Source organism: Streptantibioticus cattleyicolor NRRL 8057 = DSM 46488 (assembly GCF_000240165.1).
Taxonomy (GTDB): domain Bacteria; phylum Actinomycetota; class Actinomycetes; order Streptomycetales; family Streptomycetaceae; genus Streptantibioticus; species Streptantibioticus cattleyicolor.
This window is the reverse complement of the sequence record NC_017586.1, coordinates 5,064,226-5,082,131: the sequence shown is the minus strand read 5'-3', so window position 1 is coordinate 5,082,131 and position 17,906 is coordinate 5,064,226. Positions and strand designations below refer to the sequence as shown.

The 17,906-nt window shown below is 75.2% G+C and carries 16 protein-coding genes; 10 read left to right on the top strand and 6 right to left on the bottom strand.

Annotated features, from left to right (window positions below):
* Positions 1–164: 164 nt before the first annotated feature.
* From SCATT_RS22280 to treZ, 3 genes are read left to right on the top strand one after another with little or no spacing between them, the layout of a single operon-like run.
* The gene (locus SCATT_RS22280) at positions 165–2,285 is read left to right on the top strand and encodes a hypothetical protein (RefSeq protein ID WP_014145416.1); all 2,121 of its coding nucleotides are present in this window, start codon (positions 165–167) and stop codon (positions 2,283–2,285) included.
* Positions 2,286–2,310: 25 nt separating this feature from the next.
* Positions 2,311–3,834, top strand: a complete 1,524-nt coding sequence (locus SCATT_RS22275) for an ABC transporter substrate-binding protein (RefSeq protein ID WP_014145415.1) — start codon at positions 2,311–2,313, stop codon at positions 3,832–3,834.
* A 2-nt stretch (positions 3,835–3,836) separates the two neighbouring features.
* A complete protein-coding gene (gene treZ / locus SCATT_RS22270; protein WP_014145414.1) occupies positions 3,837–5,555 on the top strand; it encodes a malto-oligosyltrehalose trehalohydrolase in 1,719 nt (572 codons plus the stop codon).
* A gap of 179 nt (positions 5,556–5,734) precedes the next feature.
* Here the strand turns inward: treZ and zapE are convergent, their stop codons facing one another.
* Complete coding sequence (gene zapE, locus SCATT_RS22265) at positions 5,735–6,817, bottom strand: cell division protein ZapE (RefSeq protein ID WP_014145413.1); 1,083 nt, start codon at positions 6,815–6,817, stop codon at positions 5,735–5,737.
* A gap of 145 nt (positions 6,818–6,962) precedes the next feature.
* Between zapE and SCATT_RS22260 the strand changes: the two genes are divergently transcribed.
* Both SCATT_RS22260 and SCATT_RS22255 read left to right on the top strand, forming a co-directional pair.
* The gene (locus tag SCATT_RS22260; protein ID WP_014145411.1) at positions 6,963–7,739 is read left to right on the top strand and encodes a pyrimidine reductase family protein; all 777 of its coding nucleotides are present in this window, start codon (positions 6,963–6,965) and stop codon (positions 7,737–7,739) included.
* Between the two features lie 180 nt (positions 7,740–7,919).
* Positions 7,920–8,387 (top strand): hypothetical protein, encoded by a 468-nt coding sequence (locus SCATT_RS22255; RefSeq protein WP_014145410.1) that lies wholly within the window; start codon positions 7,920–7,922, stop codon positions 8,385–8,387.
* A gap of 5 nt (positions 8,388–8,392) precedes the next feature.
* Here SCATT_RS22255 and SCATT_RS22250 read toward each other — a convergent pair whose 3' ends face one another.
* Both SCATT_RS22250 and SCATT_RS22245 read right to left on the bottom strand, forming a co-directional pair.
* Entirely contained in the window at positions 8,393–9,115 is a 723-nt protein-coding gene (locus tag SCATT_RS22250) for an ABC transporter ATP-binding protein (protein WP_014145409.1), read from the bottom strand.
* Entirely contained in the window at positions 9,112–10,176 is a 1,065-nt protein-coding gene (locus SCATT_RS22245) for an ABC transporter permease (protein ID WP_014145408.1), read from the bottom strand. Before SCATT_RS22245 ends, SCATT_RS22250 begins: the two co-directional genes overlap by 4 nt.
* Before the next feature lie 739 nt (positions 10,177–10,915).
* Between SCATT_RS22245 and SCATT_RS22240 the strand changes: the two genes are divergently transcribed.
* From SCATT_RS22240 to msrB, 4 genes are all read left to right on the top strand, one after another.
* Positions 10,916–12,082, top strand: coding sequence for a sensor histidine kinase (locus SCATT_RS22240; RefSeq protein ID WP_014145407.1), 1,167 nt, complete (start codon positions 10,916–10,918; stop codon positions 12,080–12,082).
* A complete protein-coding gene (locus tag SCATT_RS22235; protein ID WP_014145406.1) occupies positions 12,079–12,708 on the top strand; it encodes a response regulator in 630 nt (209 codons plus the stop codon). The genes SCATT_RS22240 and SCATT_RS22235 overlap by 4 nt, the downstream gene beginning before the upstream one ends.
* A gap of 131 nt (positions 12,709–12,839) precedes the next feature.
* Positions 12,840–14,237 carry a UDP-N-acetylmuramate--L-alanine ligase gene (murC, locus tag SCATT_RS22230; protein WP_014145405.1) on the top strand — a complete coding sequence of 466 codons (1,398 nt, stop codon included), beginning with the start codon at positions 12,840–12,842 and terminating at the stop codon, positions 14,235–14,237.
* A gap of 11 nt (positions 14,238–14,248) precedes the next feature.
* Positions 14,249–14,656, top strand: coding sequence for a peptide-methionine (R)-S-oxide reductase MsrB (gene msrB, locus SCATT_RS22225; protein WP_014145404.1), 408 nt, complete (start codon positions 14,249–14,251; stop codon positions 14,654–14,656).
* 23 nt (positions 14,657–14,679) lie between these two features.
* On the opposite strand, the gene SCATT_RS37750 is transcribed toward msrB, so the two are convergent.
* Both SCATT_RS37750 and SCATT_RS37745 read right to left on the bottom strand, forming a co-directional pair.
* Positions 14,680–15,345, bottom strand: a complete 666-nt coding sequence (locus SCATT_RS37750) for a hypothetical protein (RefSeq protein ID WP_014145403.1) — start codon at positions 15,343–15,345, stop codon at positions 14,680–14,682.
* Positions 15,342–16,181: an ATP-binding cassette domain-containing protein gene (locus tag SCATT_RS37745; protein WP_014145402.1), complete on the bottom strand. Its 840-nt coding sequence runs from the start codon at positions 16,179–16,181 to the stop codon at positions 15,342–15,344. Before SCATT_RS37745 ends, SCATT_RS37750 begins: the two co-directional genes overlap by 4 nt.
* An 80-nt stretch (positions 16,182–16,261) precedes the next feature.
* Between SCATT_RS37745 and SCATT_RS22210 the strand changes: the two genes are divergently transcribed.
* The gene (locus tag SCATT_RS22210; RefSeq protein ID WP_014145401.1) at positions 16,262–16,987 is read left to right on the top strand and encodes a peptidyl-tRNA hydrolase; all 726 of its coding nucleotides are present in this window, start codon (positions 16,262–16,264) and stop codon (positions 16,985–16,987) included.
* A gap of 300 nt (positions 16,988–17,287) precedes the next feature.
* On the opposite strand, the gene SCATT_RS22205 is transcribed toward SCATT_RS22210, so the two are convergent.
* Complete coding sequence (locus SCATT_RS22205; RefSeq protein WP_231905148.1) at positions 17,288–17,827, bottom strand: SMI1/KNR4 family protein; 540 nt, start codon at positions 17,825–17,827, stop codon at positions 17,288–17,290.
* Positions 17,828–17,906 lie beyond the last annotated feature (79 nt).

Here is a 17,906-nt window from a genome sequence, read left to right as displayed (position 1 = left end):
ATGGACACGGCATGGCGTCGAAGCGCATACGGCATCGTCAACGCGCGTACACCACAGGTTCTTTGTGTCACCATGGGCGTCCGGCGTCGCACACCGCACCACCGAGGGTGCGGTGCCGTCCGCCGCGTACACCGCGCCACCGGAGCTGAAGGGGGATCAGCGCCGTGCCCGACGTGCCCGCCCGCCCGCTGGGGATCGAGCCCATCGAGGACCTGGTACACGACTGCTGGGTGCGCCGCCGGGACGGCCGGGGCGACCGCTTGGGTGACGGCCGTCGGCCCGACCGCGACCTTCCGGTGATCGCGCTGCTCGGGCGGCACGGCAGCGGCAAGACGGCGGTGCTGGGGTATCTGGCACACCGGGCGTCCACGGCGCCGCACGCCGGTTTCGACTTCGCCGCCGCCTCGTTGCGTCCGCACGAGGTGGCGGCGCGGCTGGCGTTCCGGCTGTCGATGGGCGGGCGGTCGGGCGGCGGGCCGCGGTTTCCCCGGCTCACCCACGGTCTGGTGGCCGTCGACCCGGAGCTGCGGCTGGACGTCAACAGCCCCGAGCAGGCCAAGCACGCGCTCAACAAGGCGATGCGGTCGGCCCGTCGGCGCAGCGCGGGGCCGGCCGCCGACGCGATGTCCGAGGCCGTCGGACTCCTCAACGACCTGGGGGTGATCCCGGTTCCCGGAGCCGGGTTGATGGCGGCGCTGCTGCTGCGCGGGGTGGGCCCGCGACTGGTGCAACGGATCGCCGGCGCCGGGCTCGACTGGTACGGGCTGGACAGCCCGCGCGGCCCGCTGGAGACCCTGGTGGAGCTCAACGAGCGCAGCCGCAGCGAGGACCCGGCCGACCAGGAGCGGGTGGACCGGCTGCTGTGCGAGGCGTTCCTGGCCGATCTGCGGGCCGCCTACACCGGTCGCGGCGGCCCGTCCGGCGACCGCAACTGCCTGGTGGTGCTGGACAACATCGACCACGGCGGGGGCACCCGGTTCGTGCGGCTGCTGCTGGAGCTGCGCGAGTCGCTGCGGCTGCGGGCGGGCGGCGGCTGCGATCCGCTGCTGATGGTGGTCGCCTCCTCCACCGCGCGGGCGGTGCCCGGTCCGTTCGACCCGGGCCCGGCCGGGCTGCGCATCCGCGGCGGTGACCAGGTGGGGTACGCCGACTGGCGGGCGGCGGTGCCGCAGTCGCCGGCCGACCGCTCGTGGTGGTGGTATCCGGTGCGGCTGCCGGAGCTGACGGCCAGTCAGGTCTCCCAGTTGGGTGCCTCGGTGGCGCCCCGGCTGCCGGAGGCCACCCCTCTGGTGCACCGGCTGACCTACGGGCATCCGTGGAGCGTGCTGCGGATGCACCAGGCGGCGGCGCGGATGATCGACCGGCCGGACGCGGACGAGCTGCTGCGTGCCGTCCTGGACGCCCGGCCGCCCGGCCGGCGGGAGGAGGCGGACGAGGGCGACGGGCCGCGCCCCGAGCTCACCTTGAGCCAGGAGGCGCTGGCCTACCTCTTCCAGGACATGACGGCCGAGCAACTGGCCGCCCTGGTCACCTGCGCCGCCGCCCGCGATCTGGAGTCCGCCGTCAACTCCGGCCTGCTGGAGGGGTTCACGCCCCGGGTACGCGACACGCTGCTGGAGGAGGCGGCGGAGCGGCTGTGGACGGTGAGCCCGCTGCACGAGGACGCCGGCACCCGGGGCGGCCGGGGCTCGGGCTACCTGCCGCGCGAGGGCCCGGCCGCCCACCCCGAGCCGCTGCCGGACTCCCCGGTGTTCCAGCCGTGGCTGTGGCTGGTGCTCCTGCGCGAGCTGGCCGGCCGCGAGGCGGCGGGCCCGTACCCGGACTGGACAGCCGCCCACACCCGGCTGCGCGACTGGCACGCGGGGCGTCCCGGCGGCCGGCTGGGCGCCCACTACCACCAGCTGGCGCTCGGCGAGGTCGACCAGGTGGTCGCCGGGCTCGCCGCCGGCCTGACCACACTGCCCACCGAGGCGTGGCTGTACGAGCTGTACGCGGTCACCGCGGCCCCGATGCGCGACCCGGTGGACGTGACGATGCCCGCCTCGCACCGGGCCGACGTGCTCACCCGGGAGCTGGCCCCGCGGGCGTACGCCGAGCGGCGTTCACTGGCGCTGCTGGTGACCTCGTTGTGGCTGGCGGCCGATCCGCGCAACCGGCTGCCCAGTGCCCGTCCGGAGCTCAACTTCACCATCAGCGCCGCCTTCCGTGACCTGGCCCTGCACGCCGACGCCAACGGCGCGGTGCTGCGTTCGGAGGCGGCCCGCTACGAGACCCGCACCGACTGATCCGCGACCAGGGAGGTCTTCGGCGATGAGCGCAGCGAACGGGCCCGGGCCCACCTGGGATCCGCCGCGCCGCTGGTGGCAGCGCCCGTGGCGGGTGGCGGCGCTGGTGGTGGCCGTGGTGCTGGTGGCGGCCGGGGTGTACTGGGTCGTCCGGCCGTCGGTCGGGTGCGGGGTGAGCGGGGTGGAGAAGCACGGCCCGGACCACGAGTGCGTGGGGGTCACCGACGGCTCGTACGCCTTCTCGCCGGACCTGGCCCATCTGTCGGACCTGGTCCGGCAGGAGAACGAGCGGGTCGCCAAGGGCGGCGGCGACTCGTGGGTGAGCGTGGTCTACCTGGCCTCCATGGTGCCCGGGGAGGGCGGCACCACGACGACCGACTCCATCCGGCACGAGCTGGAGGGGGCCTACACCGCCCAGTGGGTAGCCAACAACACCCACACCCACGGGGACGCGCCCAAGATCCGGCTGCTGCTGGCCCACTCCGGCGGCTCCGACGACGCCCGGGCGTTCACCCTGCGCCGCATCGAGGAGCGCATCGGCCCGGACCACATCGTGGCCGTGGCGGGGCTGGGCACCAGCACGTCGGCCACCAGGGCCACCATCAAGGAGCTGATCGGCCACGACCTGGCCACCTTCGGCTCAGTGCTCACCTCCAACGACCTGACCGGGCTGCAGGGGCTGGCCCGGGTGGTCCCGGCCAACTCCGACGAGGCCGCCGCGGCGGCGACGTACCTGCGCTCCTCGCATCCGGGGGCCAAGGTGCTGCTGGTGCAGGACCGCCGCTCGGACGACCTGTACACCCGCACCCTGGCCGACTCCTTCCGGGCCAGCTACCCGCCCGGTGACCTGGTCTCGCAGCCGATGGTCTACGACTCCTCCAAGTCGGACGTGGCCACCTACTTCACCCAGGCGATGGCCAACGTGTGCCTGGAGAAGCCGCAGGTGATCTTCTACGCCGGGCGCGGGGTGGACCTGCCGAAGTTCCTGTCGCCGCTGGCCGGACGGCAGTGCGCCGACCAGCCGCTGACCGTGCTCTCCGGGGACGACGCCTCACTGGTGGAGCGGTCGGCCGGGATCGACGAGGTCAAGGACGCGCTGCGGCTGGGGAACATCCGGCTGGTCTACACCGGGCTCGCCCACCCCGAGGCGTGGACCAAGCGCCCGCAGAGCTTCAACAGCACCGCGATCGCCCCGTTCCAGTCCGGCGGGCGCTTCCCGGCCGCGTTCCCGCACGAACCGCTCGACGACGGCCAGGCGATCACCGGGTACGACGCCGTGCTCACCGCGGTGACCGCGATCCGCTACGCCGCCCAGGGCCCCTCCGGCCCCAACCGGGTCAGGGGCCAGGACGTCATCCAGATGCTGCCGGCGCTGACCGGCGTGAAGGCCGTCTCCGGCGCCAGCGGGCTGATATCCCTCGACCCGGACGGCAACCCGGTGAACAAGGCGATCCCCATCGTCGAGTTGAACAAGGACGGCTCGGTGCATACGGTCGCGGTGTCGTCACGCAACGGGACCCCGCCGGACGCCCGGCCGCAGGGAGGCTGACCGTGTACGAGGTGTGGGCGCCGGACGCCGGGCGGGTGGCGGTGCGGGTGGCGGGCACCGACCACCCGATGGACCCCGATCCGCGCCGCCCGGGCTGGTGGCGGTGTGCCACCGCGCCGTACCGGGACGGCACGCGGTACGCGTTCGTGCTGGACGGCGGTGAGCCGCTGCCCGACCCGCGCTCCAGGCGCCAGCCGGACGGCCCGGAGGGGGCGAGCGCGGTGGTGGACCACGACCGGTTCGCCTGGTCCACGCCGTGGCACGGCCGCCCGCTGCCGGGGGCCGTCCTCTACGAGCTGCACGTGGGCACCTTCACCGAGGAGGGCACCTTCGACGCGGCGGCGGCCCGGCTGGACCACCTCGTGGCCCTGGGGGTCACCCATGTGGCCCTGATGCCGGTCTGCCCGTTCCCGGGCCGGCACGGCTGGGGGTACGAGGGCGTGTGCCTGTGGGCGGTGCACGAGCCGTACGGGGGGCCGGACGGCCTGAAGCGGTTGGTGGACGCGGCGCACGCGCACGGGCTCGGCGTGGTGCTGGACGTGGTCCACAACCACCTGGGCCCCTCCGGCAACCATCTGCCGCGCTTCGGCCCGTACTTCACCGACACCCACCACACGCCGTGGGGCGCCGCGGTCAACCTGGACGCGCCCGGCTCCGACGAGGTGCGGGACTTCCTGATCGGCAGCGCGCTGGCGTGGCTGCGCGACTACCGGCTCGACGGGCTGCGGCTGGACGCGGTGCACGCGCTGGTGGACACCCGGGCCGAGCACTTCCTGGCCGAGCTATCCGCCGCGGTGGACCGGCTGGCCGCCGCCACCGGGCGCCCGCTGTTCCTGATCGCCGAGTCCGACCTCAACGACCCGCGCACCACGGCCCCGCGGCAGGCCGGGGGGCTGGGGTTGCACGCGCAGTGGAGCGACGACTTCCACCACGCGGTGCACGCCGCGGTGACCGGGGAGTCGCAGGGCTACTACGCCGACTTCGCCCGCGCCCCGATGGCGGCGCTGGCCAAGACGCTCACCCGGGTGTGGCTGCACGACGGCACGTACTCCTCGTTCCGGGGCCGCCGGCACGGCCGCCCGGTGCCGTCCGACGTCCCCGCCCACCGTTTCCTGGGGTACGCCCAGACCCACGACCAGATAGGCAACCGGGCCCTCGGCGATCGCCTGACGGTGCGTCAGTTGACGGTGGCGGCGGCCCTGGTGCTCACCGCGCCGTTCACGCCGATGCTCTTCATGGGCGAGGAGTGGGGGGCCGCCACGCCCTGGCAGTTCTTCACCGACCACACCGATCCCGAGCTGGCCGCGGCGGTACGGGACGGGCGCCGCCGGGAGTTCGCCGGGCACGGCTGGTCCGCCGAGGAGATACCCGATCCGCAGGACCCCGCGACCCGGCTGCGGTCCTGCCTGGACTGGTCGCAGCCGCACCGTGAACCCCACGCCGGGCTGCTGCGCTGGTACCGCGAGCTGATCGCGCTGCGCGCCACCGAACCCGAGCTGACCGACCCCGATCTGACCGCCGTCGAGGCCGTCCACGACGAGGAGGCCCGCTGGATCCTGCTGCGCCGCGGCTCCCTGCGCACCGCCGTCAACCTCTCCGACTCCCCCCGTACCCTCCCCGTGACCGGCCACCACGTCCTGGTCGCCTCCGCGAAGCTCCCACCCGGCACGGACCGCCTGGTCCTCCCCCCGTGGTCCGCCGCGGTGGTCCGGGAGCCGTGAGGAAACGTTTTACGCGCCGTTCAGCCCCCGCTGTCCGGCAACCACGGACCCGGTGGGTGAGCGAGCCGAAGGGCGCGCCGATGCCGAAAGCGACGAAGGCAAGGGAGCGACGAAGGAGCGAGCGCAGTCCTGAGGAGTGTCGGCAGCGGAGAAGAGCGCCCGGAGGCGAGCGAACACGATCAGGCAGCGTCGCGGGCGAGGGCGGTCAGCCGGGATATCGCGCGGAAGTACTTCTTGCGGTAGCCGCCGTTCAGCATCTCCTCGCTGAATATCGCGTCGAACGGCACGCCGGAGGCCATCACCGGCACCTCGCGGTCGTAGAGCCGGTCGGCGAGCACCACCAGGCGCAGCGCGGTGGCCTGGTCGGCGACCGGGGCCACCTGGCGCAGGAAGACCGCGTCGACGCCCTCGCACAGCGCCCCGTAACGGCTGGGGTGGACCCGGGCGAGGTGGCCGAGGAGCGCCCCGAAGTCGTCCAGCGAGGCGCCCGGCGTGGCGTGCGCGCGCTCGGTGACCTGCTCGTCGGTGAAGGGCGGCGGCGCGGCGGGCAGCCCGCGGTGGCGGTAGTCCTCGCCGTCGATGCGCAGGCTGCGGAAGCGGGCCGAGAGCCCCTGGATCTCCCGCATGAAGTCGGCGGCGGCGAAGCGCCCCTCGCCGAGCTTGCCGGGCAGGGTGTTGGAGGTCGCGGCGAGCCGGACGCCGGCGTCGGCCAGCTTGCCCAGCAGCGTGGAGACGAGCACGGTGTCGCCCGGGTCGTCCAGCTCGAACTCGTCGATGCACAGCAGCCGGTGGCCGCTGAGCGCGGTGACCGCCTGCTGGAAACCGAGGGCGCCGACCAGGTTGGTCAGCTCCACGAAGGTGCCGAACGCCTTGCGCTCGGCGGGGGCCGGGGTGGCGTGCCACAACGAGGCGAGCAGGTGCGTCTTGCCCACCCCGTAGCCGCCGTCCAGGTAGATCCCGCTGGGCCCGGCGGGGGCCGGCGCCTCGCGCTTGAACCAGCGGCGCCGGCGCGCGGTGCCCTCGTCGCCGAGGCCGGCGGCGAAGCCGCTGAGCACCCGTACCGCCTCGGCCTGGCTGGGCTGCCCGGGGTCGGGGTGGTAGTTCTCGAACCGTACGGAGTCGAAACGCGGCGGCGGCACCATTTCGGCGACCAGCCGGTCGGCGGGCACGTGCGGTTCGCGCGCGCACAGCGACACGGGCGCGTCGGCTATCGGATGCGCGTCGGAGCGGGAGGCTGAGGCGGCAGAGGACACAGCCCCCAAGCCTATTCCCTTCCCGGGGCGTGCTCAGCCGCGCCCGCCGGTCCGCGCGACGCGTGCGCCCGGCCCGCCACGCCGTACAGGGGCGCGCGGTCGTCCCGGTGCACGCCCTCTGCCTCGGCGGATGCGCCGTGCCAGACTGCCGTGCATGCACCGCTTGTTCCCTGCCCCGACCACCGGGTCGGCCGCCGATGAGACCCTCGCCACGCTGGACGGGCTGGCCGACGCCTACGCCTACCCCGAGCCGGCCCCGGACCGCCCGGCCTGGCTGCGGGCGAACATGGTGTCCTCGCTGGACGGCGCGGCCTGGCACGACGGCCGGTCCCAGCCGCTCTCCTCCGAGGCCGACATGCGGGTCTTCGGCGTGCTGCGCGGGCTCGCGGACGCCGTCGTGGTGGGTGCGGAAACGGTACGCCAGGAGGGGTACCGGCCGGCCCGGGTGCGGGAGGCGTTCGCCGCCCGGCGGGCCGCCCTCGGGCAGCCGCCGGCCCCGACGATCGTGGTGGTCAGCGCCGCGCTGGAGCTGGACTTCACGCTTCCGCTGTTCACCGGGCCGGTGGTGCCCACCGTGGTGCTCACCGGCACCGGCGCCGATCCGGAGCGGGTGCGGGCCGCCGAGGCGTCGGGCGCCCGGGTGCTGCGGGCCGGCGAGGGCACCCGGGTCGATCCGGCGGAGGCGGTGCGGGTACTCGCCGGGCACGGGATGACCCGGCTGCTGACCGAGGGCGGCCCCCGGCTGCTCGGCCAGTTCGCCGCGGCCGGGGTGCTGGACGAGCTGTGCCTGACCGTGGCGCCGCTGCTCACCGCGGGCACCGCGCCCCGGATCGCCAACGGTCCGCTGATCGCCGAGCCGGACCGCTTCCGCCCCGTCTCGGTCCTGGAGGAGCAGGGGTTCCTGTTCACCCGGTACGTACGCGTCCGCTGACCACGGGTACCCCGGGCCGGACGGGGCAGGGGTGGCCCGGGAGGCGTGGGGGCGTCACCCCGGAATACGCCGTTCCGTTTGATGTTCCGGGGGAATGCTCCTCCCGGGTGCCCCGTGCGGAGGCGGGGCAGCTTGGTTTCCATGGGGGCCCGGTGGCCCGTGAGAAAGAAGGACGAGTCCGTGATCACGACCGTACTCATGATCGAGAAGCCGCTCGCCCCCGTCGACGTGCAGCTGGTGACCACCTTGCACAGTGACGAAGCCGTCTCCTTCGTCGTCCTGATGCAACCGCGCGGGGACCAGGAGAGACTGCTGCGCGCCCTGGACGACGTCGCCCTCGGCGAACTGCGCGAGGCCGCCCGCGAGGAGGAGGAACCGGAGGGCGACCAGGCGCTGGCCCCGGCGGTGCACGCGCTGGAGCACAGCCTGAAGGCGCTGCGGGCCACCGGCGCCGAGGCGGTCGGCCAGATCGTCGAGGAGCACCCGCTGGACCTGCTGCGCTCGGTGGTCGAGCAGACCGGCGCCGACGAGGTGATCGTGCTCACCGCGCCCCACCTGGTCGAGGAGTTCTTCCACCGGGACTGGGCCTCCCGGGCCCGGCACAAGGTCGGGGTGCCGGTGCTCAAGCTCTACGCGCACAACGACTGACCCCGTCACGGCGCCGTCCGCCCGCCGCCGCTCCGTTGCCCGTCGAGGCGGCCGTCGCGCATCCACACCACCCGCCCGGCCCGTTCCAGCAGCCCGGTGTCATGGGTGACCAGGACGGTGGCGGTGCGGTGGACGGCGGTCACCTCGGCGAGCAACTCCATGACGTGCGCGCCGCGTTCGCGGTCCAGCGCCGAGGTCGGCTCGTCCACCAGCAGCACCGACGGGCCGGTGAACAGCGCGCGGGCGATGTTGACGCGCTGGCGTTCGCCGCCGGAGAGCTGATGCGGCCGGCGGGCCCGCTTTGCGGCGTCCAGGCCGACCGAGTCCAGCAGTTCCTCGGCCCGTTCCCGGGCGGCCCGCGGGCGCCGGCCGCGCAGGTGCTCCACCACCAGCAGTTGCTCGACCGCGGTCAACGCCGGGAGCAGATTGGCCTGTTGGAAGACGATCCCGATGTGCTCGCGGCGCAGCGCGGCGCGCTCGGCGGGGCGCAGCCGGCCGGTCTCCCGGCCGGCCACCGTCACCTGCCCGGCGTCCGGCGTCAGCAGCGTGGCGGCGACCGCCAGCAGGCTCGACTTGCCCGAACCGGACGGCCCGGCGACCGCCACCAGTTCACCGGCGTCCACGGTCAGCGACACCCCGTCCAGCGCGGTCAGCCGGCGCTCGCCGTCCGGGTAGGTCAGCCGCACCCCGGCCAGCCGCAGCGGGGCGGAAGCGTTCGTCGCGGTCATCGGCCGGCCCCCAGCGCGGTCAGCGGGTCGACCGAGGTGATCCGGCGCACCGCCAGCGCGGAGCCGGCCAGCCCCAGCCCGATCATCACCGCGACCGGCACCGCCACCGTCCCGGCGCCCACCGCGAACGGCACCGTCCGCCCGGCCAGCGCCCCGCCGAGCGCCCCGGCGCCCGCGCCCAGCGCCGCCCCGGCCGCCAGCACCGCCAGCGCCTGCGCCAGCGCGTCCCGGACCAGATAGCCGCTGCTCGCGCCGACCGCCTTCAACAGGGCGATGGCGGGCGCCCGTTGGACCGTCCACACGGTGAAGAACGCCCCGGTGACCAGGGCGCTCACCGCGAAGAGGAAGCCCTGCACGAGCTGGAGGCTGCCGTGTTCGGCCGCGTACCCGTCGACCCCGGCGAGCGCCTCCGCGCGGCCGGCGGCGACGGTGCCGTCCGGCGTGGCGGAACCGGCGGCCGGGTGCCCGGTGACCGCGAGCACGGTCGGCTGCCGCGCCCCGGTGACCTGGCGCCAGGTGGCCGGGGTGGTCCACACCGCGTCGGCGTGGGCGTAGGAGAGGTCGGGGCCCACCCCGGAGACGGTCAGCCGCCGGGTGCCGAGGGTGACGGTGTCCCCGGGGGCGGCCCGGAACCGGCGCGCCGCCGAGGCGCCGAGGAGCACCTGCCCGTCGTGCGGCGCGGCTCCGGTGCGCGCGGCCGGCAGCAGGGGCGGACCGCCGCCGAGGACCCCGACCGAGCCGGTGCGTCCATCGCCGGTCAGCCGGGTCATCGCCAGCCCCAGCGGGCGCACCGCCCGCACGCCCGGCACCTTCCGCCACGCCGCCTGCTGCGCCGCGCCGACGCTGCTGCCGCTGAACGAGACCTGCGGCGCCGCCCCGCCGGGGGCGCCGAAGACGATCACATCGGCCGGCAGCGCGCTCACCGCCGAGGTGGCGGCGCGGGCCAGCCCTCCGGTGAGCCCGTACAGGAAGACCACCAGCGTGGTGATGAGCGCGACCACCACGCCCATGAGCGCGAACCGCCCACGGGCGAACCGGATGTCACGAAGTGCGACGAACAAGGGAAACCTCTCTCGAAGGCTGTGGGCCCGCCGCCGGAAGGGCGCGCGGGCGGTGGTCACGGCGGGCCGCCAAGGTCGCGCCGCCGAACGGCCGCCGACCGCCCGGCGGGCGGTGCCCCGCGCCGCCCGGGGACACCCAAGTCCCACCGGACCCGCGACGACCAAGGGGTAATGCCCGGGCGAAGCTCGCGCTCGCCCGCTCCCCCGGAGCGTCGTCCGGGGTCCCCCGCGTCCGGCGCGGTGCCGGTCCGCCCGTGGACCCGGGCGCACGGAGCATCGTCCGAGCCCCCGGAAGCCGCAGGCTGATCCGACGCGACGTCCGAAACACCTCCAGGCACCCCGCAGCCAGCGGAGTTCCGACGCCCCGGCGAGACCCACCGGGACGTCGCCGGTCCGCCCGGTGGACCCGGGCGGACCGGCGACGGCTCCCCCAGAGCTACGTCCGGGGCCCTCGCGGCCGGCGGGGTTCCGACGCCCCGGCGAGGCCCACCGATGCGGTGCCGATCCGCCCGTGGACCCGGGCGGAACGGCGACGGTTCCCACGGTGCCTTCCGGGAGCCGGGCGCGGCATCGGTCCGGCGGGCGGTTCCCCGGCCCGTCGTCGGGTGCACCCCGATATCCATCGAACGGTTGATGCCCTCGCCCGCCGCCGCGCCGCCCGGCCGCCGTACCCTCGTACGACGTGACGACCCCAGCCTTCGTTCCGCCGCCCGGTGACGTCCGCGCGGACGGTGCCGGTGTGCCGCAGGCGACCGCGCTGCGGTGGATGCGCGGCGCGCTGCACGGCACCTTCGCGGTGCTGCTCGCGGTGGCGCTGGGCCGGGCGGCGGCGGGCTCGGCCACCCCGGTGGTGCTGGCGCCCGGGGTGCTGCTGGGCGCGGTGTACGCGGCCGGGGTGCGCCGCGACCACCGTTCGCCGTCGCGCGGCCGGGCCTGGGCGTGGCTGGCCGTGGTCACCGCGTTGTGGGCGGCGCTGCTCGCGCTCGACGCGGACTTCGGCTATCTGGCCTTCCCGTTGTTCTTCCTCTACCTGCATCTGCTGCCGGCCCGCTGGTCGCTGCCGTGCGTTGCCGCGGCGACCGCGGTGGTGGTCGTCACCCAGTCCGCCGGCCCCGGCGGACTCACCGCCGCCAAGGTGATCGGCCCGCTGGCCGGGGCCGGGGTGGCGGTGCTGACCGCGTACGGGTACGCCGCGCTGTACCGGGAGAGCCGGGAGCGGCAGCGGCTCATCGACGACCTGATGACCACCCGGGACGAGCTGGCGGCGGCCCAGCACGAGGCGGGGCGGCTCGCGGAACGCCAGCGGCTCGCCCGGGAGATCCACGACACCCTGGCCCAGGGGCTCTCCAGCATCGTGCTGCTGACCCGGGCCGCCGAGGGGGCGCTGCCGCGCGACCCGGACGCGGCCGGCGGCCACATCCGGCAGGCCGGGCGCACCGCGGCGGAGAACCTGGCCGAGGCCCGCCGCTTCGTCCGGGCGCTCACCCCGCCCGACCTCCAGGGCGCCTCGCTGCCGGAGGCGCTGCGCCGGGTCGCGGCCCGCCACCCGGGCCCGGCGCGGGTGGAGGTACGGGTGGACGGCGAGCCGTATCCGCTGCCGGTCCGGGCCGAGGTGGCGCTGGTGCGGCTGACCCAGGAGGCGCTGGCCAACGTCGCCCGGCACGCCGGGGCCGGCCGCGCCACGGTCACCCTCGGCTTCCTGGACGGCCAGGTGACGCTGGACGTGTACGACGACGGGGTGGGCTTCGACCCCGGTCGGGGCGCGGGGCGGGACTCGTTCGGGCTGCACGGCATGCGGGAGCGCATCGGCGAGCTGGGCGGCACGCTGACGGTGGAGTCGGCCCCCGGTGAGGGGACCGCGGTGGCGGCCACGCTGCCGGTGCCGGGGCCGGTGGCCGCCGGATGATCCGGGTGCTGATCGTCGACGACCACCCGGTGGTGCGGCGCGGCCTGCGGGCCATGGTGGACGATCTGCCGGAGCTGACCGCGGTGGGCGAGGCGGCGGACGGCGCGGCGGCGCTGGCGCTGCTGGAGAGCGGGGCGGCCGAGCCCGACGTGGTGCTGATGGACCTCCAGATGGCCGGGGTGCCCGGGGTGGCGGCGACCCGGCGGATCACCGCGCTGCCGGATCCGCCGGCGGTGCTCATCCTGACCACGTACAGCACCGACGCCGACATCCTGGCCGCGGTGGAGGCCGGTGCCACCGGTTATCTGCTCAAGGACGCGCCGCCGGAGGAGGTGGCCGCCGCGGTGCGGGCCGCCGCGCGCGGCGAGACCGTCCTCGCCCCGCCGGTCGCCGCCCGGCTGCTGGGCCGGGTACGCGACGGCCGCCCGGCGCTCTCGCCCCGGGAGACCGAGATCCTCGCGCTGCTCGCCGAGGGGCTGGCCAACCGGCAGATCTCCAAGCGGCTCTTCATCAGCGAGGCCACCGTCAAGACCCACCTGGTGCACATCTACGACAAACTGGGCGTCGACAGCCGCACCGGGGCGATCGCGGCGGGACTGGCGAGCGGGCTGATCCGCCCGGCGTGACCCCCGGTCCGCGGCGCCCGTCCCGGGGGCGGCCCGCCGGGGTGACAGAATCGAGGCGGCCACCCGCCCGGGGTGATCCCGGGCGTGGCCGCCCCGCACACCGTCACCGCCTTCTTCGAGGAGAGCCGCGTATGGCAGCCGCCGTCCCCGCCGGAATGGACCGACCGCACTTCATCGGCATCGGCGGCGCCGGCATGTCGGGCATCGCCAAGATCCTGGCGCAGCGCGGCGCCGTGGTCTCCGGCAGTGACGCCCGCGAGTCGGCGACCGCGCAGGCGCTGCGGGCGCTCGGGGCCACCGTGCACATCGGCCACGCCGCCGGGCACCTGCCGGCCGACGCCACCGCCGTGGTGGTCTCCAGCGCGATCCGGCCGGAGAACCCGGAGCTCGCCGCGGCCCGGGAGCGCGGGGTGCCGGTGGTGCACCGCAGCGACGCGCTGGCCGCGCTGATGACGGGTACCCGGCCGATCGCGGTGGCCGGCACGCACGGGAAGACCACCACCACCTCGATGCTGGCGGTGGCGCTCACCACGCTGGGCCTCGACCCGTCGTACGCGATCGGCGGCGACCTGGACGCCCCGGGCTCCAACGCGCACGACGGCTCCGGGGAGATCTTCGTCGCCGAGGCCGACGAGAGCGACCGCAGCTTCCACAAGTACGCGCCCGAGGTGGCCATCGTGCTCAACGTGGAGCTGGACCACCACGCCAACTACGCCTCGCTGGCCGAGATCCACGACTCCTTCGCCGCCTTCGCCGACCGGATCGTGCCCGGCGGCACCCTGGTGATCTCCGCCGACCACCCCGGGGCCCGGGAGCTGACCGCCCGCCTGGCCGGCCGGGTGCGCACCGTGACCTACGGCGAGGCCGCCGACGCCGACGTACGGGTCACCGCGATCGTGCCGCACGGGCTGACCAGCGAGGTCACCGTGGTGCTCGACGGCGCCGAGCTGACCTTCGCGGTCTCGGTGCCGGGCCGCCACTACGCGCTCAACGCGGTGGCCGCGCTCGCCGCCGGAGCCGCGCTCGGGGTGCCCGCCGCCGACCTCGCCCCGGCGCTCGCCTCGTACACCGGGGTCAAGCGGCGCCTCCAGCTCAAGGGCACCGCCGCCGGGGTGCAGGTGATCGACTCCTACGCCCACCACCCCACCGAGATGACCGCCGACCTGGAGGCGATCCGCGGCGCGTCGGGCGACGGCCGAGTGCTGGTGGTCTTCCAGCCGCACCTGTTCAGCCGCACCCAGCAGCTCGCGGCCGAGATGGGCGAGGCGCTCACGCTCGCCGACGCCAGCGTGGTGCTCGCCATCTACCCGGCCCGCGAGGACCCGATCCCGGGGGTCACCAGCGCGCTGATCACCGAGGCCGCCGCCGCCCGGGGCGCCGACGTGACGGCCGCCGACGACAAGGCGGCGGCGGTGGAGCTGATCACCGGAATGGCCAAGCCCGGCGATCTCGTTCTCACCATGGGGGCGGGCGACGTGACCGACCTCGGTCCGCTGATCCTGTCCCGTCTGTCCGCCGTGGAGAGCTGAGGAGCAAGGCCATGCCGTACGAGGTCGACAAGCCCGAGGAGCAGTGGCGCGCGGAGCTGAGCCCCGCCGAGTACCGCGTGCTGCGGGAGGCCGGCACCGAACCGGCCTTCACCGGCGAGTACACCGACACCAGGACGACCGGGGTCTACGAGTGCCGGGCCTGCGGGGCCGAACTGTTCCGCTCGGACACCAAGTTCGAGTCGCACTGCGGCTGGCCGTCCTTCTACGACCCCAAGGACTCCTCGGCGGTCGAGCTGCTGGAGGACCGCTCGTACGGCATGGTGCGCACCGAGGTGCGGTGCGCCCGCTGCGGTTCGCACCTGGGGCACGTCTTCTCCGGCGAGGGCTACCCCACCCCCACCGACCAGCGGTACTGCATCAACTCCATCTCGCTGCGGTTGGTACCGGACGGGGACTGAGCGCGGGGCGCGGGCGCGGCGGCTCAACGCCGGGGCGCGAGGCGGCAGTTGAGCGCCGTCGCCGCCGCGCACCCGGCCGCCGCCACCAGCACCGGCAGCCACGGCAGCGTCACCCGGCCCGTCGCCGAACCGGTGACCAGCCCGCTCACCGCCGCGTTGGCCGGTGAACCGGCCGCCACCAGCAGGGATATCGCGGCCAGCGCGGAGACGGGCACCGCCCAGCCGGGACGCCGCAGCACCGGCGGGTTGCTCAGCACGCCGACCGCCGTCCCCAGCAGCACGCAGGCGAGCGTGGCCAGCCATCCGGCGGCAGCCGCCGCACCCAGCGGCACCCGCACCCGATGGGCGTCGTCGCTGGGCGCGCTGATCACGGTGGTGATCAGCGAACCGGCCGTACCGATCAGCAGCGAGGCCCCCAACCCGGTGAGCACCCGGGCGAGTTGGGCCCGTACCGGACCGGCGGCGGCGGCCGTGACCGCGCGGGCGGCGGGCGGCTCGGCGAGGACGCACACCCGGGCCAGCCAGGCCGCGGCGGGCAGCACGGCCCCCGCCGTCCACCCCAGCGACCCCAGCACCGGCTGCGCCGACCAGACGCCGATGGCGAGCACGAACGCGTAGAGCAGCAGCGGCGGCAGCCAGCGGTGCGAACGCAGCAGCAGCGCGGCCTGGTAGCGCAGGAGCGGCGTCATCGGTCATCCCCCGGCGCCACCGGCGTGACGGACCGTACGTGCCAGGGCGGGTCGGCCGACAGCAGGGTGCGCAGCGCCTGGTCGCAGTCGGCCTCGGGGACGGTGAGGCGGATCTCCCGCGCCCCGCCGCGCACATGCGGCGCCAGGTCGGCCGGGGGTTCGCCGTCGCCCTCGGCCACGATGCGGACGACGGTCGCGACGGGGCCGCCGTCCGGGGCCGGCAGCGCGGTGACCCGGCCGCCGGCCACCTGGTAGACGGCGGTGGCCTCGGTGGCCGCCCGGCGCGGGGAGTGGTCGACGAAGACCGCGGTGCCGCCGGCCGCCACCCGTTCCAGCACGGTCTCGTCGAGCAGCCGGCGGGCGGACGCGTCCAGCCCCGTCCACGCCTCGTCCAGCACCAGCAGGGCCGGTTCGGCGAGGAGCGCCTGGGCGACCGCGACCTTCTGGCAGGTGCCCTTGGAGAGCCGGTCGAGCGGGGTGTCGGCGTGGCCGGCGACGTCGAAGCGCGCCAGCCAGTGCCGGGCCCGGCGGGACGCCTCGCGCCCGGAGAGCCCGTGGATCCGCCCGATCCGGGTCAGATAGCCGCTGGCGGTGAACGGCAGCTCGGCCGGGAAGCGTTCGGGTACGTAGGCGGTGGCCGGGCGGCCGGTGACCGTGCCGGCGGTGGGCACGTCGACGCCGGCGATCAGCCGCAGCAGCGTCGACTTGCCGCTGCCGTTGCCGCCCTCGACGCGGACCAGCGCCCCGCCGTCCGCCAGCTCCAGGTCGACGTCGCGCAGCACCCAGCGGCCTCGTGGCCCGTATCCGTACCGCCGTCCGACCCCGCTCAGCCGCATCGTCGTTCCCCCCTTCGACCCGGCCCAACGCCCAGGGGCCGGGGAAAGTTCCCCCCGCCGCGCCATGGCATGCTGGCCCGGTGACCAGCACCGACCCCGACAGTGTGACGGCGCCCACCGGTCCGGGGGCCGCCGACCGCGACGCGGCGCCGCAGTTCGTCCTGCCGCTCGTCGTCCGGATCGAACGCGACGCCCCGCCGGCCCGTACCGACGCGTTGGAGACGGCGGCCCGCGCGGTGCTGGTGTTCCTCGCCGATCCGCGCGCGTCCGGCGAGGGCGAGTGGGCGGCGGCCCGGCGCGGCTGGGAGGACGGACGGATCCGCAAGGTGGTGCGGCGGGCCCGGGGCGCGGAGTGGCGCCGGGCCGCGGCGCTCCCCGGCATCACCGTCGAGGGCGCCGCCGCGCAGGTCAGGGTCTTCCCCCCGGTGCCGCTGGACGGCTGGCCCAAGGACCTGGCCCGGCTCCAGGTCTCCGGTACACACCTGGACGACCCGGCCCCGCCCGCCCCGGCCGACCCCGCCGCACCCGTCCTGTGGTGCAACCCCGAGCTGGAGATGTCCGCCGGCAAGGCGATGGCCCAGGCCGGCCACGGCGCCCAACTCGCCTGGTGGGCACTGTCCCCCGCGGCCCGCACCGCCTGGCGGGACGCCGGCTTCCCCCTCGCCGTCCGCACCCCCGACCCCGCCCACTGGGCCCGCCTCACCACCTCCCCCCTCCCCCTCGTCCGCGACGCCGGCTACACCGAGATCGCCCCCAACTCCTGCACGATCGTCGCCGACCACCCGTCCCTGCGCCCCGAGGCCTGACGCCGACCGCCGGTACGTATCCGACGGGCGAGGCGAGCGCCCTGACGGCCGTCACCGCCCCGCCCACCCGCCGGACGGCACCGGTGATGCGGCTGATGGACAAGGACGCCTACTGGCTCGACACCGCCGTGTCCGGAAACTGCGGCACCGCCAATCCCAACTCGACTTCTGTCAAGTGCGCCCTGAAGGCGACCAACTGACATCAGACCACTGACAGCACGCAGCCGCAGGGCCCCTGTGGCGGCGACCAACCTCGCACGAAGCCATTCGGCCGGCTTCCCCGATCGCTACCGCCAGTCATCACTCCTCACCCCACCTCAATGACCCCTGGTCCACCCACTCAGGCCACTCACCCCAACTGCCTCTTTCCAGCGCATCTGCGAACGACCCCAGCAACACGGCCAGCGACGGGGCCGCCTCGCGCGGAACAGAACCCTCGCCGTACTCGACGACAGGTAAGCCTGGTACCCCCGAGTCCACTGCGTACCCGTAGTACTGACCCTCGAAGTCCTGGATCACAGGGATCCAGGGAATCTTCCAGTAGCCGTCCAGGTCGTGTTCTTCTTCGGCACCCCGCCACTTGGCATACTGCTCGCCGATCTCCGCGCATCCCAGAAGGATCTTTCCGTAGGGGAAGATCACCGAATCCAGGTGACGCACAGGCCCTACCTGGCCGTTGGGGAGGAGCCGTGTGGTGTCCTTCGCGGAGCTGCCGTTGTTCATCCTCAGCAGCGCCTCAAGAACGTCAGGCACCTCGAACCCCAGCGCTTCGCTCAGGCCCGCGATGTCCTCATCCGTGGCCGGCCCGCACAGCGCCTCCGCACTGACCGGCGCGTTCACCTGGAGCCAGTGCACGATTCGCCCCCAGGCCGATTGCACTTCTGCTACCTCGGACACTACGGCTGCACCGCCTGCTGTC

Coding starts and splice junctions, on each gene's coding strand:
- SCATT_RS22275 (WP_014145415.1), top strand. CDS start 2,311: ATGAGCGCAGCGAACGGGCCCGGGCCCACCTGGGATCCGCCGCGCCGC.
- SCATT_RS22260 (WP_014145411.1), top strand. CDS start 6,963: ATGCACCGCTTGTTCCCTGCCCCGACCACCGGGTCGGCCGCCGATGAG.
- SCATT_RS22250 (WP_014145409.1), bottom strand. CDS start 9,115: ATGACCGCGACGAACGCTTCCGCCCCGCTGCGGCTGGCCGGGGTGCGG.
- SCATT_RS22235 (WP_014145406.1), top strand. CDS start 12,079: ATGATCCGGGTGCTGATCGTCGACGACCACCCGGTGGTGCGGCGCGGC.
- murC (WP_014145405.1), top strand. CDS start 12,840: ATGGCAGCCGCCGTCCCCGCCGGAATGGACCGACCGCACTTCATCGGC.
- msrB (WP_014145404.1), top strand. CDS start 14,249: ATGCCGTACGAGGTCGACAAGCCCGAGGAGCAGTGGCGCGCGGAGCTG.
- SCATT_RS37750 (WP_014145403.1), bottom strand. CDS start 15,345: ATGACGCCGCTCCTGCGCTACCAGGCCGCGCTGCTGCTGCGTTCGCAC.
- SCATT_RS37745 (WP_014145402.1), bottom strand. CDS start 16,181: ATGCGGCTGAGCGGGGTCGGACGGCGGTACGGATACGGGCCACGAGGC.